At 63.2% G+C, this 15743-nt stretch carries 15 protein-coding genes; 9 read left to right on the forward strand and 6 right to left on the reverse strand.

Going from position 1 to position 15743, the window contains the following annotated elements; all coding sequences use genetic code 11:
• A complete protein-coding gene (locus E2L06_RS13390; protein WP_138782115.1) occupies window positions 1-1974 on the reverse strand; it encodes an aconitate hydratase in 1974 nt (657 codons plus the stop codon).
• Between the two features lie 223 nt (window positions 1975-2197).
• On the opposite strand from E2L06_RS13390, the gene E2L06_RS13395 reads away from it, so the two are divergent.
• From E2L06_RS13395 to E2L06_RS13420, 6 genes are all read left to right on the forward strand, one after another.
• Window positions 2198-2680: a deoxyuridine 5'-triphosphate nucleotidohydrolase gene (locus tag E2L06_RS13395; protein WP_138782116.1), complete on the forward strand. Its 483-nt coding sequence runs from the start codon at window positions 2198-2200 to the stop codon at window positions 2678-2680.
• 92 nt (window positions 2681-2772) lie between these two features.
• The gene (locus tag E2L06_RS13400) at window positions 2773-3324 is read left to right on the forward strand and encodes a metal-dependent hydrolase (RefSeq protein ID WP_249361436.1); all 552 of its coding nucleotides are present in this window, start codon (window positions 2773-2775) and stop codon (window positions 3322-3324) included.
• Between the two features lie 73 nt (window positions 3325-3397).
• Complete coding sequence (locus E2L06_RS13405) at window positions 3398-3862, forward strand: copper resistance protein CopD (RefSeq protein WP_138782118.1); 465 nt, start codon at window positions 3398-3400, stop codon at window positions 3860-3862.
• Window positions 3863-3937: 75 nt separating this feature from the next.
• Window positions 3938-4372 carry a hypothetical protein gene (locus E2L06_RS13410; RefSeq protein WP_138782119.1) on the forward strand — a complete coding sequence of 145 codons (435 nt, stop codon included), beginning with the start codon at window positions 3938-3940 and terminating at the stop codon, window positions 4370-4372.
• Between the two features lie 152 nt (window positions 4373-4524).
• Window positions 4525-5424: a phosphogluconate dehydrogenase (NAD(+)-dependent, decarboxylating) gene (gene gnd, locus E2L06_RS13415; RefSeq protein ID WP_138782120.1), complete on the forward strand. Its 900-nt coding sequence runs from the start codon at window positions 4525-4527 to the stop codon at window positions 5422-5424.
• Between the two features lie 228 nt (window positions 5425-5652).
• Complete coding sequence (locus tag E2L06_RS13420; protein ID WP_138782121.1) at window positions 5653-5973, forward strand: HalOD1 output domain-containing protein; 321 nt, start codon at window positions 5653-5655, stop codon at window positions 5971-5973.
• 111 nt (window positions 5974-6084) lie between these two features.
• Here the strand turns inward: E2L06_RS13420 and E2L06_RS22790 are convergent, their stop codons facing one another.
• On the reverse strand, window positions 6085-6219 hold the full coding sequence (locus E2L06_RS22790; protein ID WP_283241360.1) for a hypothetical protein: 135 nt from the start codon (window positions 6217-6219) through the stop codon (window positions 6085-6087).
• Between the two features lie 612 nt (window positions 6220-6831).
• Window positions 6832-7494 carry a DUF998 domain-containing protein gene (locus E2L06_RS13425; RefSeq protein ID WP_171052369.1) on the reverse strand — a complete coding sequence of 221 codons (663 nt, stop codon included), beginning with the start codon at window positions 7492-7494 and terminating at the stop codon, window positions 6832-6834.
• Between the two features lie 493 nt (window positions 7495-7987).
• Here E2L06_RS13425 and E2L06_RS13430 point away from each other — a divergent pair, with 493 nt between their 5' ends.
• Together E2L06_RS13430 and E2L06_RS13435 are read left to right on the forward strand one after the other, a co-directional pair.
• On the forward strand, window positions 7988-9214 hold the full coding sequence (locus E2L06_RS13430) for an orc1/cdc6 family replication initiation protein (protein ID WP_138782122.1): 1227 nt from the start codon (window positions 7988-7990) through the stop codon (window positions 9212-9214).
• Between the two features lie 510 nt (window positions 9215-9724).
• Window positions 9725-11158 carry an HNH endonuclease gene (locus tag E2L06_RS13435; RefSeq protein ID WP_138782123.1) on the forward strand — a complete coding sequence of 478 codons (1434 nt, stop codon included), beginning with the start codon at window positions 9725-9727 and terminating at the stop codon, window positions 11156-11158.
• Between the two features lie 31 nt (window positions 11159-11189).
• Here the strand turns inward: E2L06_RS13435 and E2L06_RS13440 are convergent, their stop codons facing one another.
• Window positions 11190-12440, reverse strand: coding sequence for a hypothetical protein (locus E2L06_RS13440; RefSeq protein ID WP_138782124.1), 1251 nt, complete (start codon window positions 12438-12440; stop codon window positions 11190-11192).
• A 99-nt stretch (window positions 12441-12539) separates the two neighbouring features.
• Here E2L06_RS13440 and E2L06_RS13445 point away from each other — a divergent pair, with 99 nt between their 5' ends.
• A complete protein-coding gene (locus E2L06_RS13445; RefSeq protein WP_138782125.1) occupies window positions 12540-12926 on the forward strand; it encodes a DCC1-like thiol-disulfide oxidoreductase family protein in 387 nt (128 codons plus the stop codon).
• Window positions 12927-13001: 75 nt separating this feature from the next.
• Here the strand turns inward: E2L06_RS13445 and E2L06_RS22795 are convergent, their stop codons facing one another.
• On the reverse strand, window positions 13002-13136 hold the full coding sequence (locus E2L06_RS22795; RefSeq protein ID WP_283241361.1) for a hypothetical protein: 135 nt from the start codon (window positions 13134-13136) through the stop codon (window positions 13002-13004).
• Between the two features lie 33 nt (window positions 13137-13169).
• Window positions 13170-15713, reverse strand: a complete 2544-nt coding sequence (locus tag E2L06_RS13450) for a cation-translocating P-type ATPase (RefSeq protein ID WP_138782126.1) — start codon at window positions 15711-15713, stop codon at window positions 13170-13172.
• Window positions 15714-15743: the final 30 nt, after the last annotated feature.

Consider the following 15743-nt stretch of genomic DNA (forward strand, 5'->3'; position numbering starts at 1 on the left):
TCAGTCGTCGGCAGGTGCAGCGCCGGAGCCTTCCTGGGCCTGCTCTTTGGTCCAGGAGAGCTTGCCGCCGGCTGCGAGGATTGCGCGCTCGCGTTCGGAGGCGCCGAGCGTCGCCGTGTACTCGTCCTCGCCGTTGACGCGGACGGTGAACTCTTCCTGACCGGAGGTGACGGCGTCGTAGACGTCGTCGACGATCTCGATCTCGTCGCCCTGCTCGATGTTCTCGTAGGTGTCCTCGTCGATCGTCAGCGGGACGATACCGAAGTTGAAGAGGTTCGCACGGTGGATGCGCGCGAAGCTCTGTGCGAGGACGCCCTCGATACCGAGGTACATCGGGCACATGGCAGCGTGCTCACGCGAGGAGCCCTGGCCATAGTTCTCGCCAGCGACGAGGAAGCCCCCGTCAGCGTCAGCGGCGCGCTGGGCGAAGGTCTCGTCGACGCGGCTAAGGGTGAACTCCGAGAGCTTGTCGATGTTCGACCGGTACATCAGGATGTCCTGCGTCGCAGGGATGATGTGGTCGGTCGTGATGTTGTCCTCCATCTTGAGGAGGGCATCGCCCTCGATGTTCGATCCCAACTGATCTTTCAGCGGGACGTCACCGATGTTCGGGCCCTTGACGAGCTCGTCGTCGGGGGCCTCGTCGGGCGTGATGAGGTCGGTCTTCGAGCCGTCGTACTCGTCGGGCAGCTCGATGCCGGGTGCCTCGAGGTCGCCGAGTTCGTCGGCGAGGTCGCGCGGGTCGATGATTTCGCCCTTGATCGCCGCGGCGGCGGCGACCTCCGGCGAACAGAGGAAGACGTTGTCGTCCTCGATGCCCGAGCGGCCCTCGAAGTTGCGGTTGAACGTCCGCAGCGAGACCGAATCGGAGGCGGGGACGTGACCGATGCCGATACAGGCACCACACGTCGCTTCCGAGAAGTTGACGCCAGCGGCCATCATCTCCGCGACCCACCCCTCACGGGCGAGCATCTCGGAGGCCTGCTTGGAGCCGGGCGCGACGATCATCTCGGTCGTCGGGTTGACCTCGCGGTCCTCGAGCATCTTCGCGGCCGGGAGGATATCCTCGTAGCCACCGTTGGTACAGGAACCGACGATGACCTGCTCGACGGACTGGCCAGCGACTTCGCTGACGGGCACGACCTTGTCCGGCATCGAGGGCTGAGCGATCAGCGGCTCGAGGTCGGAGAGATCGACGACGATCTCGTCGTCGTACTCGGCGTCGTCGTCAGGCTGGAGTTCGACATACTCGTCGCCGCGGTTGACGCGCTCGAGGTAATCCTGGGTCTGCTCGTCGGTCGGGAAGATCGACGTGGTCGCACCGAGCTCGGTGCCCATGTTGGTGATAGTCATCCGCTCGGGGGCGGTCAGACTCTCGACACCGGGGCCGGTGTACTCGAGGATCTTGCCGACGCCGCCTTTGACGGTCAGCCGTCGCAGGAGCTCGAGGATGACGTCTTTCGCGGTGGCCCACTCGGGGAGTTCGCCCTCGAGGCGGACGTTGACGACTTCGGGCATCTCGATGTAGTAGGGGGCACCGCCCATGGCGACGGTGACGTCGATTCCGCCAGCGCCGATGGCGAGTTCGCCGAGGCCGCCGGGGGTTGGCGTGTGGCTGTCCGAACCCAGCAGGGTCTTGCCGGGGGCCGCGAAGTTCTCGCGGTGGACGTTGTGACAGATGCCGTTGCCGGGGCGAGAGAAATAGGCGCCGTAGGTACCGGCTGCAGAGCGGAGGAAACGGTGGTCGTCGGTGTTTTTGAAGTCGAACTGGTAGGTCTGGTGGTCGCAGTACTGTGCGGCGATTTCGGTCTGGACCTCGTCCAGCCCCATCGCTTCGAACTGGAGCCAGACCATGGTTCCGGTCGTGTCCTGTGTGAGAACCTGGTCGATCTCGATCCCGATCTCCTCGCCGGTCTCGAGTTCGCCCTCGACGAGATGGTCGTCGAGAATCTTCTCGGTGAGTGTCTGTCCCATAGCACACCGAAATGGGCCGTCTACCCTGATAAAACCAGCGTGTTTCTACGAAACGTAACCATCATGAGAGTATCTCAAAGAGTAGCATGAAACTAACTCGTGTGGTGAGAGATCACCCAACACGAGTTCGTTCAACCTCGCGAGTGGCGTGTCGATTGGTACCGACACCTCGAGAGGCCGTGAACGGACATGCTTTTCTCGTCGCCGCGGCGTTAGCACACGTATGTTCCGTTCCGGTGTGTTCGTCGCCGACCACGTCTCGCCGACGACCGACGCGCAGATCCAACCCAACGGCGTGGACCTCACTGCTGACGTCGTCTTCGAGCAACTGGAACCGGGCCGCATCGGCACGGACAGTAAAGAAATCGGCGAGCGGATCGCCCGCCCACTCGAGGAACTCGAGCAGAAAGATCCCGACACCTACTACCTACCGAAGGGAGCCTACGTGGTCCGCTACGGCGAGCGGATCGCGATCCCCGAGGGTCACATCGGCTTCGTCTACCCCCGGTCGTCGCTCATGCGCAACTCCTGTATGCTCAACACGGCGGTGTGGGACGCCGGCTACGAAGGTCGTGGCGAGGGCCTGTTGCAGGTCCACCACGACATCGAACTCGAGCGCGGTGCCCGAATCGCCCAGCTGGTCTTCGCCGAAGCCGACCACGAGGACGTCTACGACGGCAGTTATCAGGGCGAGAACCTCGAGTGACCGACGACTGGCGCTGACGACATCGTCATCTCGCCTACCGGTTCGCATACCGTTTTGGCGGTCCCCGACCTACCCTCAAGCGAGCCCCGATGATGGCGACTACCCACGCGTTTACCGGCCTCGCGATCGTCGCGCCGCTCGCTTACGCCCTCCCCGAGTTCGCGACCGCGCTCGCCGTCGGCGCGATCCTCGGCGGCGTCGCCCCCGATTTCGATCTCGTCTTCGCTCACCGACGGACGTTGCACTTTCCCGTCATCGGGCTCGCCGTCGCCGGTCCGACCGTCGCTCTCGCGGCGATTACCCCCTCGAGCGTGACCGTCGCGGTCGCCGCATTCGCCGTCACGGCCTGGCTCCACGCCGCAAGCGACGCGATCGGCGGCGGTCTAGAAATGGACCCCTGGAACGACCGTACCGAGCGAGCCGTGTACAATCACGTCCGCAGCCAGTGGATCCGTCCGCGGCGCTGGATTCGCTACGACGGCGCACCGGAAGACGCCGTGGTCGCCGTCGCGCTCGCGATCCCGGCGCTAGTCGTCTTCGACGCCTGGCTCACGCCCGTCATCGCCGGCGGCGTGGCCGTTTCGTTGTGCTACGCGCTCCTCCGACGGCGACTCGTCGCGTGGACGCCCGACTGGCTCGAGTGACCCGTTAGACGCGACGACTGTCTCGCGAGCCGAAGTCGGAACGCTGATACGCGCGCTGGCCGAGCGGCTCAGTATGGTCGACCAGCTCGCCGCCAGAACGACACATCTGGTATTTGCCGCACTCTGGGCCGGTAGCGTCTGTTTCGTCGCCGCCGTCGTCCTGCCGCTGGCACGCGACGGCGCGTTTAACACGACCCGCCCGCTCGAGGTCATCTCGGGCAGGCTTACCACTGTTTCGCGAGTGAGTTCGCTCGTTCTGTTCCTCTCGGGAAGTCACCTCGCAGGGACCACCTACACTGCCGAGCGCCTCTTCGGAACGGTCAACGGATGGCTGGTGCTCGCGATGGTCGGACTCTGGCTGGTCCTGACTGCGCTCGTCGAAATCGGCGCGAAGCGCTTCGAGGCCGGCCTCACCGGGAAGAAGATTCGCGAGCCGGCACGCGAAGCGATGCCGGTGTTCTGGGCTGCTGCCGTCGCCGCCGTCGGACTGCTGGTCGTGGCGGGACTGCTCTCGGCCAACGTCGCACGGCTGCTGTAGAATTCGCGGCGCTGACAGTTGGCTGCGGACGTTCTTACGAAAGATACTTAATCAGTTACTGTAAGATACTGGCTAATGATCAGGGGTAAAGAGATGGTCTTCTCGCTTCTCGCAGTGGGAACGGCTGCCGTGGCCGGCTACGTCCTCCGCTCCGACCGATCACGGACCGCCACGTCGCGATCGAAGGCTGACCTCGGTGCCCGTCTCGTCAGCCCGGCCGACGTGCCGGCCGACGCGACAGTGGTCGACGCGTCCGCACGACGGCTCGGCGAAATCCCCGGTGCGCGACGCGCACTGGATCGAGCAGTCCGCAGCGGCGCGCGCGACGAATGGGAACACATCACGCTCGAGCGCGACGGTGCCTGGTCGATCGTCGACCGGATTCGCGAGTCGCTGCCCTACTACGAGTCCGACACCGACGCCTACAACGGCGTCTACGTCCGGTACAACGACCGCATCGTCGTCCTCGATGCGATCGGCTGGGCCCGGCTCGAGGAGCCGATCCAGTAACGACACCGATCGCTCCGGGTGGTCGGTCACAGGCTTCGGTTCTCGGACAGTCGGCGATCGTCACGAGCCGCCGCGCTACGCTCGGCACCGTCGACGACCGTCCACCGCCCCGAATCGCAACCACTACCACCGCGGCCGCCCGACGCCTATCCATGCAACTGGGCCTGATCGGACTCGGACGGATGGGACAGATCGTCGTCGACCGAACCCTCGCAGCGGGCCACGACGTCGTCGCTTTCGACCTCGATGACGACGCCGTCGCAACGGCGGCCGACGCCGGTGCCGACCCCGCCGACTCGCTCGCTGACTTCGTCGACCAGCTCGGATCGGACAAACGCATCTGGCTGATGGTTCCCGCCGGCGAGGCGGTCGACGTCACGCTCGAGGAACTCGAGGGGCACCTCGACAGCAACGACGTCGTCGTCGACGGCGGCAACTCCTACTTCGAGGATTCGGTGCGCCGCGCCGAGTCCTGTCCCGCGGCCTATCTCGACTGTGGCACCTCCGGCGGTCCTGCTGGTGCCGAACTCGGCTTCTCACTGATGATCGGTGGCCCCCAGTGGGCCTACGACGAACTCGAGCCGGTCTTCGACGCCGTCGCGACCGGCCCCGACGGCCACGAGCGGATGGGTCCCACCGGGTCGGGCCACTACGTCAAGATGATCCACAACGGCGTCGAGTACGCGCTCATGCAGGCCTACGGCGAGGGCTTCGAGCTGCTCCACGAGGGCCGGTTCGACCTCGACCTCGAGAACGTCGCCTCGGTCTGGAACAACGGCGCGGTGATCCGCTCGTGGCTGCTCGAACTCTGTGAGGAAGCCTTCCGCGAGGAGGGTACCGACCTCGGAACGGTGGCCGATCGCATCGAAGGTGGGTCGACCGGCACGTGGACCGTCCAGGAGGGCCTCGAGCAGGAAGTTCCCCTGCCGCTGATCTACACGGCGCTGTCCGAACGGTTCGGCTCGCGGGCCGACGACGGCCGGTTCTCGCGACGGCTCGCGAACCGACTCCGCTATGGGTTCGGCCGTCACGAGGTGCCGCGCCGAGAGTAATCGCCCCGGGACCCACCAGTCAGTGGCCGTCGGGACGAACAGCGCGACTACAGCGGTCCTGATCGCACGACGGCCATGACCGGCGTGTCTCGGTTCGGGTGGGACACTGTCGACCGAGATGGGCGAGACGCCGCGCCGACGCTGCAATGGTGGGCTCGTGTTTTCTCCACCGTCGCGCCGCGGAAATCTTGAGCTATCCTCTTTACTCTCGGTCGCTCATCTAGAGTCATGAAATCGCCACCGCCGCCCACCTCCAGAACTGACGCCCCGCTTAGTATGACCGTCGTCGAACGCGTCGCCGAAGCCGAGGACACCGATCCGGTCGCCCTCGAGCCGCTGTACGACGCGATCGATCCCGACCTCCTCGATTCGTTGCCTGACGCGGACGGTTTTGCCAGCCTCGAGTTTGTCTACCAGGGCTACACCGTTGCTGTCACGGCAGCCGACGACGGGACGACAGTCTCGGTTGTGGGCCCCGGCACGTCGGCCGACGGGTCGACGGTCACGCTCACTGACACCGAATCGTCGACTGAGGGCTCGAGACCGTAACTGTCGCAGAAAGAGGAACCGTTATGTCTCCGCTGTGGCTACTATAGACGTGCTCGAGGGCGCGTAGCTCAGTGGACAGAGTCCTTGGTTCCGGACCAAGATGTCGGGGGGTCACGCGAGTGTCAGCGAGCGTGACGTTGCTGGCACCTCCCGCGCAGCGAAGCGAGCAGGAAGTGCCAGCTGGAGTTCAAATCCCTCCCGCGTCTGGCTGATTGAGAGTTCTTTTCCAACGCTCTCGAGAGACATCACGTACATCGAAGCTACAGGGATACTACTGGTTCTCCCAAACGCTTACTTTCACATAATCGAAATATTCACTCCATGGTCGAATGTGCACGGTGTAGTGCGTTCACCGACAATCCTGCAGAGGGAGACTATCCATACTGTGATGACTGCCGTGGTTATTTTGAGAGCATTCGAGAAGGTGGGGTAATCGTACAACAAATGCCTAACTCTGGAGGGTATCGAATCTACGTGACTGCCAATAAGGGGCAGAATCAGGGTGGGACAGAGAAAACACAAGTCGATGCACTTGCGCGCGGGAAGCACTTAGCCGATGAATATGGCCTCGAGGCACTGTTCGAGTATCAACGAAGCGGCTCACAATGGGTTCTCGATGAATATCTGCAAGATCATCCCAAAATCGGACAGGACGTTCGGGATCGACTTCGTCGAACGCCCGATAAGACAGACAGTGGATTCGTGAAACGACTTCGAAACCTATTCTGAACTGGCTCTGTTGAAACCAGCAGTTGCTGACAGTTTGGTGAGGCCGTGCCGAATACAGGCGCGTATCGGCCACACCCGCCGATAAGGAATCGCAGGTCAAAACGCGGCTGGAACGCCCTCGAACGTCCGTTAGTCGGTAATCGTGCCAGCCGAATCACGAGAAGTCGCCATTAAGTAGCCACCGAACGCGGGTAACCAGAGGATAAGTGGATAGACAACCCACCGTTCGATTCCACCGCCACCGAGGAACTCGAGTGGGTGAGGGCCACGGATAACCAACCCGTAGAAAAAGACACTGACGAGGACGAGCAGGGAGATGCCGCCGAAGAGACCACAGAGAATGGAGAACGGTCTGGAAACGACTCGAGAAGAGAGAACGACCGTGATACCCCCGGTGAAGAACGTGAGCAGCGCGAATAGGCCGTGCCACGGCGTCACGTTCCCCGGGAATACGCCGACGCCGAACGCACCGAATCCGAAGACGGCGAGCGCAAGCGGGAATCCCCGGCGGTCTACAGCGCGGTAGAGGAGGTACCCCGAGATCATGACCATGGCCCCTGTCACGAGCATCGTCGTGTTGAAGATGGTCGCTGACGGTTCGTGAATCACTGGATTGGGTGGGCGGGTCGAGCCCAGATCGCTGATGTCCTGTCTCGTCGAATAGTTCGGGTAGAGGACTTCTGCGGTGATGATACCCATTAACCCGATGAACCCTGACAACGTCAGGCCGAAGCCTGCTAGCGACAGTTCTGAAACTCCGAGTCGGGACTGAAGGGTAGTATCGTCGCCCATTGGTTGGTTGTTCTTTCGCTGAGATGACAATATTTTCGGTGTGGTATTCGACCTCGCTGCTGACTACATCCTCTATAGTCAGCAGGCCAGTCCTATCGTTCGCAGAGGGGTTCAACAGGCTCTCTGAATTACCTCTGGCGACTGTCAGCAATTGATCGCAAGCGACAGTCAGGAACCGGCATCGACAGAGACACACCACCGTTGCAAGTGAAGCCCAGAACATGGGAAGGGGGTGATCGCCGTGTGTTCTGGCTCGAGTCGGCACCCCCAAACGAAAGGCCGTGAGCGGCCGCTAACCGGAACGATCGTGGATACGCCTGCTCGAGTCGTATGGTCGATCTGCCATTATATGTCAACGCTTTAGACGAAATCGCGGACTGTTCTCTCTAGCACTTCCACTAGACTAGTCTTCACATGAAAGAGTGGTGTGTGTGAGTTCACTTGCATCAGATGAAAGAGTGGCTTTAAATAGTACATCTCGCTTGATACGGATATGCCTCGGTTCGAGCGGAAGCAGAACATCTTCCGGAACAAGGACGCCCTGGGGGAGTCGTACCAGCCCGAACGGATCGAAGAGCGCGACGACGAGATCGAGGCGTATATGGACGCGCTCCAGCCCATCATCGACGGCTGGGAGCCGAACAACATCTTTCTCTACGGAAATACGGGCGTCGGCAAGACTGCCGTCACGGACTACCTCCTCGATGTCCTCCAAGAGGACGTCACCAAATACGACGACGTCGACCTCTCCGTGCTCAGCGTCAACTGCAAGACGCTCAACTCGTCGTATCAGGTCGCCGTCGAACTGGTCAACACCCTTCGACCGGCCGGTGCCGAAATCAGCACGACCGGCTATCCCCAACAGACCGTCTTCAAGAAACTCTACAGCGAACTCGAGGCACTCGGCGGCACGGTCGTCATCGTTCTCGACGAGATCGATTCGATCGGTGACCGCGACGAACTCCTGTACGAACTCCCACGGGCGCGCTCGAACGGCTATCTCGAGGCGACGAAAGTCGGTCTCATCGGCATCAGCAACGACTTCAAGTTCCGCGAACAGCTCGATCCCCGGGTCCAGGACACGCTCTGTGAACGTGAACTCCAGTTTCCACCCTACGAAGCGTCCGAACTGACGAACATCCTCGAGTCGCGAGCCGAGGTCGCGATCGCAGACGACAGCTGTGCTGGCGGCGTCCTCAATCTCTGTGCGGCACTCGCCGCACGCGACAGCGGGAGTGCCAGGCAGGCGCTGGATTTACTCCGGCTGGCCGGGGAGGTCGCGGAGAACAACGACGACGACGAGATTCAGGAATACCACGTCGATCAGGCGCGCTCGAAACTCGAGCAGGAGCGCGTCGAAGAGGGGATGCGGGAACTGACGACCCACGGCCGTCTCGCCTTGCTGGCAGTCGTCTCGAAAGCCGCCAAGGAGTCGACACCCTGCCGGACGCGGGAACTCTATCAGGAGTACGAGGCGCTGTGTGAGTCGGCAGGAACCGACTCGCTCGCCCAGCGGTCAGTCCACAACCACCTCTCCGATCTCCGGATGCTCGGCATCCTCTCGGCGAAGGAAAACCGCAGCGGCTCTCGGGGCAACTACTACAGTTACGAACTCGACGTACCCTTTACGAGTGCTGTCGACGCGATGGCCGACGTGCTGTATCTCGATGCGGAGATCGAGACGATCCGTGACATCGCTCGCATGAACAGCGTCGTTTGATACGGTTTGCTGTGACGATTTCCCAGTGCAACCGCGATCGCCCTGCGGTTGCACCGGCAATGACTTACAGTAGACCGTATGAGACTGTCGGACAGCCTGGACCGGCTCACACCACCGTTGCGAGTGAACGCCGGTCGACCCGACTCGAGTCGTAGTGATGCCGATGCCACCGCCGGTTTCACTTGTATCGGTGGTGCGTCACCGACCATCGTTTACTGATAGTTCAGTCGGTAGGCCGATCGATCCGGGCTCGAGTCGGCACATGTTCACGTGCAAGAGTGGTGTCCGTGGGGATCGGATCCAACTCGAGCGATCGTTAGTGTGTCCCGTTCACATGAAACAGTGGTGTGTCGCCGACCAGTTCACTTGCAGCGATGGTGTGCAGATAGACAGGTTGATCGTGAGAGACTGAATCCAACTCGGTCGGCCGCGCTGTCGCACGTCGAACGGTCGCTTGCCGCTCGTTTTATTTCTCCGCCGGCACAATAACAGTCGTACTGACTGTCATCGATGGGAGAAGAAAAACGAAACATCGCAGTCCGGTTTTTCGGCGGTGCAGGGAATTACACAGCTGTTCTCGAACGACTCTGTGCGTTCATCCTCACCGAGAATCCGACCGAAGCAGCAGTTCTCGAATGGGTCAAATCGAATACGCGAGCGACGAGTGATGGCGGAATACGGCGGCGGTTGACATTTCTCGAGGGCATCGAGTTGCTCGAGACCGACACGGAGCGTGTTCGGCTCACCCAACAGGGGCTCACGTGGCTCTCGGAGACCGATCCGGCAGTGCTCTACGATCTGCTTTCGAGGAACGTCCGCGGCTTCGAGACGATACTCGAGGCGCTGCTCGATGGTCCGAAGACAGACGCCGAGTTAGGTGAGTCGATCGCAGCTGCTCATCCCGGGTTCGGCTGGAAGGATGCCTCTGGACCCGCTCAGCACCGGGGTTGGCTGCAAAGCCTTGGCTACGTCAAGCGGTCAGATGGGGTGAACTCGCTGACGGACAGCGGCCGGGAACTGGCCCGGCGACAGACATCGAGATACCCGGATCTCGAGCAAGGCGAGTACTACGCACAGACCGCTCTCGAGGACGCTTTCGACACCAGCTTCGGCTCGTACATCAAGGGAATCAATCCTCGAACGACCGACGAGGGAGAACTGTCGTATATTATCGTCAAAGCCCGCGAAGACGGCCCCTACAACGACGAGATCGACGGGGCGCGCTTCACCTACATCGGCGAGGGCGTGCCCGAGAAAGGTGACCAGCAGTTGACCGGTGCCAACAGCGCCCTTCTCGAGCAGGCCGAGCGTTCGACTGTCCCGGTGTATTTCTTTTATCAACCAGCGGATAGCGACTCCCTCCGGTACGAGGGACTGGTCGATGTCGTCGATGCCGAGTACGTCCGCCGGGAAGGCCGGCTCGTCTACCAATTCACGATGGAGCACCTCGAGATCGGCCCGGCCCAGTTCGAGGCGCTCTCGGAGTCGGTTGCCGGGAGTAGCGAGGACGACGAGCCGCCGTTGACCGACGACGAAGACGACTTCACCGAAGTCCAGCGTCGGGTCCGCTTGAGCGCGTTCCCGAAAACGGTCAAAGCCGCCTACGACGCCCAGTGTGCCATCTGTGGAAAATCGCGTGACTCACCGGACGGGACGATCGACATCGAGGCTGCACACATTTACCCGAAGCGAGAGAACGGGCGCGATACCGTTCGAAACGGCCTCGCCCTCTGTCGGCTCCACCACTGGGCGTTCGACAGCGGTTGGCTCGCGGTGGCCGACGACTACCGAATCCTGGTCGCCGATCGGCCCGATCTCGAGGGCTACGAAGAGTTCGCACCGCTCGAGAACGAGTCACTCACGCTCCCCACGAAGACGGAACATCGGCCGCACGCGAAATTCCTCGCCGCACATCGCGAACGGCATGGGTTCGAATCCCCGTAACCGGCTCTGGCTCGACCATAGACATTGGGCATCACACGGGCTCTCGAAGGGCCCAGCTATCTTCGAGTGGCTCGAGCCGGCTCGGCTCTGCCCCCCGCTCGGCGAGAATCCCGGTGTGGTACAGCATCGCCTTCAACTGGAAGACCGTCGGCGAGTGATAGACGGAACCGTCCGCGAGCGCCGAGGGTCGAAGTTCGCCGTCGTCGGTCAACACCTCACGTCGAACCCCGTCGTCGCCCCGGACGAACAGTTCGACGGTAAACGAGGGATGGAGTTCGTGTAGATACTCGACCGTATCGACCAGCGACGGCTCCGTGATCCCGTCCTCGTACATCGTTTGCAACTCCGTGACCAGCAGTTCGGTCGCCGGGTAGGCGAAGACGACTCGTCGGGCTAGCCGTCCCCACGCCGGCGCGAGGTCGACGAACCGCTTTGATGATCGATACCAGTCTTCGAACGCCGCGAGCGCCGCGTCGACGGACCCGTAGCGTGCCTTCGCAAAGCGGATGACTTCCTCACCGAGCGAGGTTAGTTCGACGCCCTCAGCACTCACACCGTCTTTGATCAGGCCCAGAAACGCCGCTCCACGCCGGGCATCCGTAACGGCACTCACGACCTTGTATTCCGAGAGCAGTGTCGCAGTGTCCCCCGTGGCGTAGTGGGCGAGTGGATAGCCGAGATAGTTCTTCGGATGGTTCAACCCGAACGATGCGTCCGCGACCCCCTGTGTGCTCGCCTGAAACCGCAGCGCCGTTGCCTCGCTCGTCGTCCGGTTGCCGACGACGCGGGGCACCTCGAGCGCCGCAACCGTCCCTGTCGCATCCACGCCGAGGACGCCGACGTTCAACTCCCGCGCGAGCGTCCGGTCGGTTTCGGAGATGGCAGCTGACGGCGCGGCGAGATAGGCTGCGTTCGCCTCGTGGAGTCGATCATAGGCCTGCACGATCCCGCGTTGCGTATCGACGCCGCTGTTCGTCATCCCCTTCGCTTCGATGGCGATCAACGGCGGCTCGTCGCCGAGGCGGTCGACGGCCAGCAGGTCGGACTCGAGGGTTCGAACGCCGACGAGGTCGGGATACCCGCCGCCGATCCGGACGTGGTTGAACGGGGCCAGTCGCTCGCGGATCGCAGGCTCGACGGGCTGGCCGGGGAGCCACTCGTCTTTCGCAAACTGCGTGTCTGCCACCGCGTACGTGGTCGACTCGTCGGTATCCGGAAAGAGCCGCCGCTTCGTGTGGGCCAGTACCTGCGGTTCCGAGAGCGAGTCGGCCGCACTGCTCATGACCCATCATTTGCCAGCGGTGGCATGACTGTTCTGGTGACAGGTCGACCGAACAGCCATCGAGTCAAGCGTTTGTAGCTCGAGTACGTTCGAACAACTATGACCGAGGAAATCTTCGTCTACGACGACGACTGCGGCTTCTGTACGTGGTGGGCTGAGTTCTTCGATGGGCGGTCTGACCTCCGTATCGTCGGCTTTCACGAGCTCACCGACGAACTGCGCGAGCGCTTGCCGGATGACTACGAGGAGTGTGCCCACCTCGTGACCGACGATGCGGTCTATTCCTGTGGGGCGTCGATCGAAGAGGCACTCGTCCGCGCCGATGCTGTCGGCCCTGTCGACGAGGTCATCGCGTTCCTCCGGCACTTCGAGGATTACGACCAGTACCGCGAGCGTGCCTATCGGTGGGCCGCGAACAACCGCGATCGATTAGGGACGTATCTCTCGACGACGCCGCCGACACGTCAGGAGTCGACCGAGGGCTGATCGCAGCGGTCGGTGTCGCCGATCCACAGATCACACGTCCTCGTGCGAGCAGGTGTGCAACGACTGTCAGTGACTCTAGGTCTCGTCGTACCGATACCGCAACACACCCTCAGCGACCGCGACGACGCGGGCGGCCGACGCCAACAGCCCCAGCCCCGGCGTATTCGACTCGATAGCGTCGTCCCTCGAGACAGCAACCCGTCGTTTCATACGGACTCCGGTAAATAGTGACAGCGGACCGTCTCAGTCGTCGATGAGCGATCGTTCCGCGTTGGCGGCGATAAGAATCGAACCCACCACGACGGCAACGGTCGTTACGAGCGGGTTCACGAGGCCGAGGACGGCCGGCGGGATGGCGATCGCGTTGTAGACGAACGCAAGGGCGAGGTTCTGCCGGAGCCGATCGCGTGCGGCCTGTGCCAGCGCGAACGCCTGCTCGACGGCGGCCAGATCGTTGTCGACGATCGCGACGTCGGCCGCGTCTGCGGCGAGTGCCGTGCCGCTGCCCAGTGAGATCCCGAGATCGGCCGCGGCGAGCGCCGGCGCGTCGTTCGTCCCGTCGCCGACCATCGCCACCCGGTTGTCGGCTTTCATCCGCCTGATAGCTGCTGTTTTCCCCTCGGGCGAGACGCCGGCGAAGACGTGATCGACGCCCGAATGCCGGCCGAAGACGTCGACCGCCGGTCCGTCGTCGCCGGTCAGCACCACGACGTCGACCCCTGCATCGTCCAATGCCGTGACCCTCTCGCCCCACGCCTCGCGAGGTTCGTCGCCGACGATGACGACTCCTTCTGCCGTTCCCTCTCGCCCAACGACGACCGGGAGCCGGCCACCCTCGCGTGCCCGCTCGAGTTGCGCCGCGAGGTCATCGCCAACCGTCCACCCACGCTCTCGGAAGAGATCAGGGTGACCGACCAGCACCGTTTGGCCGTCGACGATACCCTCGACACCAGTAGCGTGGGTATGGAACTCCTCTACGGTCAGCCCGCCGCCCGTCGCCGTCCCGCCGTCCGTGCGAGGCGCGCCGTCGGCGTCGGTTCCATCGGCGTCACCATTGCCGCCATCGAACGTCTCGGCGATCGCCGTCGCCGCCGGATGGGCCGCACGCTGCTCGAGCGCGGCAGCAGCAGTCAGGAGTTCGTCGGGCGCGTCGGCCTCGAGGACGGACATCTCGCCGGTCGTCAGCGTCCCGGTTTTGTCGAAGACGACGACGTCGACCGCACGCAGGCGCTCGAAGACCGTCTCGTCGAAGACGACGATACCGCGCTCGAGGGCTTCCTCGAGGCTCGTCGCGACGGAGTACGGCGTCGCAAAACCTAGCGCCCACGGGCTGACGACCATGAGTGTCATGAGGACGGCCAGCGCGGTCGTCAATGCGCTCGCTCCGAGCAGCATCGACCCCACGCCGACGACAACCGGGGCCGCGAGGACGACCGGTGCGAGTCGCGCCGCGAGTTCGTCGGCCCGGCGCGTGACGCCGTGGTCTGCGCTCTGGACGTTCCAGACGACCCGCATGAGCCGGTCGATACTGCTGGTCGTCCGCTCGCCGACGTCGATGATCGCCGCGTCGGTCGTCACGATCGAACCGCCGACCACCGGATCGCCCTCGCGTTTCGTGACTGGCAGCGACTCGCCGGTGACCACGGCCTCGTCGACCGCACACTCGCCGTCTGCCAGCGTCCCGTCGACGGGAATCCGCTCGCCCTCACGGACGAGGACCTGATCGCCGGACTCGAGGTCGGCGACGGGAATCTCCGTCGTCGAGCCGTCATCGGCGTAGAAGCGGGCCGTGTCGACCTGCGAGACGGTGAGGTCGGTCAGCCGGTCGGTCGCGCGGCGCTTGACCGTCGCCTCGTAGTAGGTCGCGCCCATCACGATCGAGGCCACGACGATCGTCAGGTCGAAGTAGATGTCGTTGCGCCCGAGTCCGGAGACGATGATGCTAAAGACGTACGCGCTGACGATCGTCAGCGCTGCGAGCAGGTCCGTGGTCGGCCGCCGGAGCTTCAGACTGACGTACGCCCCCCGGAGCAGCGGGCCGCCGGTCAGATAGAGGATCGCCCCGGTCATGATCAGAAACAGCGGCAGGTACAGCGGGCCGCTGAAGCCGGTGAAGGCACTCTCGAAGTGCGAGATCGCGCCCCAGTCCGTGAACTCGGTGAGATACATCGGGTAGAAGACGGCCACGAACGGTAACAACAGGAACGAGCCGAAGACGATCCCCACGACGTACCGCATCTCGAGCATGTCTTCCGCGCGGCGTTTCCGGATGCCGGTCATCTCCCGCGAGCGCCGCGTGCCGCCGGTCTCGTCGTCTGCAGTCGCCTCCTCCCGGAGATAGGCTGTGTAGCCGACCGTGCTCAGCGCGTCCTCGAGGTCGCCCGCCGAGACGTGATTCGGATCGTGGTCGACCCGGACCGTCTCGGTGACGTAACTCGCCTCGGCGTCGGTGACGCCGTCGTGGTCTTCCGCGACGGCCTCGAGGAACGCCTCACAAGTCGCCGAGTGCATCCCGTCGACCCGGAGGAACGTACGGACGGTGTCCGGGTCGTCCGCGGCCGCACGTCCGGTGGCCGCCTGCTCTCTGTCGGTTCCCGGTTCGGGTTGGGCGTCGACTCCGTTCCCGACTCGCATGTCGCCGTCATCGCTCGCGTCGAACTCGGCAGCGATGTCACGACAGCCCGTCGAGCAGAAGCCACTCGCCGCCCGCTCGTCACTCGTCGAAAGCGGCGACCCACACAGTCGACAGCGGTCGAACTGGTCGTCGCCCGCGCGTCGATCGCTCACGCTAGTGGCTGTGCGTTCGACGGCAATAAC

This window comes from Haloterrigena sp. H1 (genome assembly GCF_005938085.1).
In the GTDB taxonomy this organism is placed as follows: domain Archaea; phylum Halobacteriota; class Halobacteria; order Halobacteriales; family Natrialbaceae; genus Natrinema.

Bases quoted from the DNA above. Each gene is read 5' to 3' on its own strand.
- E2L06_RS13390 (WP_138782115.1), bottom strand. From the start codon at position 1,974: ATGGGACAGACACTCACCGAGAAGATTCTCGACGACCATCTCGTCGAG.
- E2L06_RS13395 (WP_138782116.1), top strand. From the start codon at position 2,198: ATGTTCCGTTCCGGTGTGTTCGTCGCCGACCACGTCTCGCCGACGACC.
- E2L06_RS13400 (WP_249361436.1), top strand. From the start codon at position 2,773: ATGGCGACTACCCACGCGTTTACCGGCCTCGCGATCGTCGCGCCGCTC.
- E2L06_RS13405 (WP_138782118.1), top strand. From the start codon at position 3,398: ATGGTCGACCAGCTCGCCGCCAGAACGACACATCTGGTATTTGCCGCA.
- E2L06_RS13410 (WP_138782119.1), top strand. From the start codon at position 3,938: ATGATCAGGGGTAAAGAGATGGTCTTCTCGCTTCTCGCAGTGGGAACG.
- gnd (WP_138782120.1), top strand. From the start codon at position 4,525: ATGCAACTGGGCCTGATCGGACTCGGACGGATGGGACAGATCGTCGTC.
- E2L06_RS13420 (WP_138782121.1), top strand. From the start codon at position 5,653: ATGAAATCGCCACCGCCGCCCACCTCCAGAACTGACGCCCCGCTTAGT.
- E2L06_RS22790 (WP_283241360.1), bottom strand. From the start codon at position 6,219: ATGTCTCTCGAGAGCGTTGGAAAAGAACTCTCAATCAGCCAGACGCGG.
- E2L06_RS13425 (WP_171052369.1), bottom strand. From the start codon at position 7,494: ATGGGCGACGATACTACCCTTCAGTCCCGACTCGGAGTTTCAGAACTG.
- E2L06_RS13430 (WP_138782122.1), top strand. From the start codon at position 7,988: ATGCCTCGGTTCGAGCGGAAGCAGAACATCTTCCGGAACAAGGACGCC.
- E2L06_RS13435 (WP_138782123.1), top strand. From the start codon at position 9,725: ATGGGAGAAGAAAAACGAAACATCGCAGTCCGGTTTTTCGGCGGTGCA.
- E2L06_RS13440 (WP_138782124.1), bottom strand. From the start codon at position 12,440: ATGAGCAGTGCGGCCGACTCGCTCTCGGAACCGCAGGTACTGGCCCAC.
- E2L06_RS13445 (WP_138782125.1), top strand. From the start codon at position 12,540: ATGACCGAGGAAATCTTCGTCTACGACGACGACTGCGGCTTCTGTACG.
- E2L06_RS22795 (WP_283241361.1), bottom strand. From the start codon at position 13,136: ATGAAACGACGGGTTGCTGTCTCGAGGGACGACGCTATCGAGTCGAAT.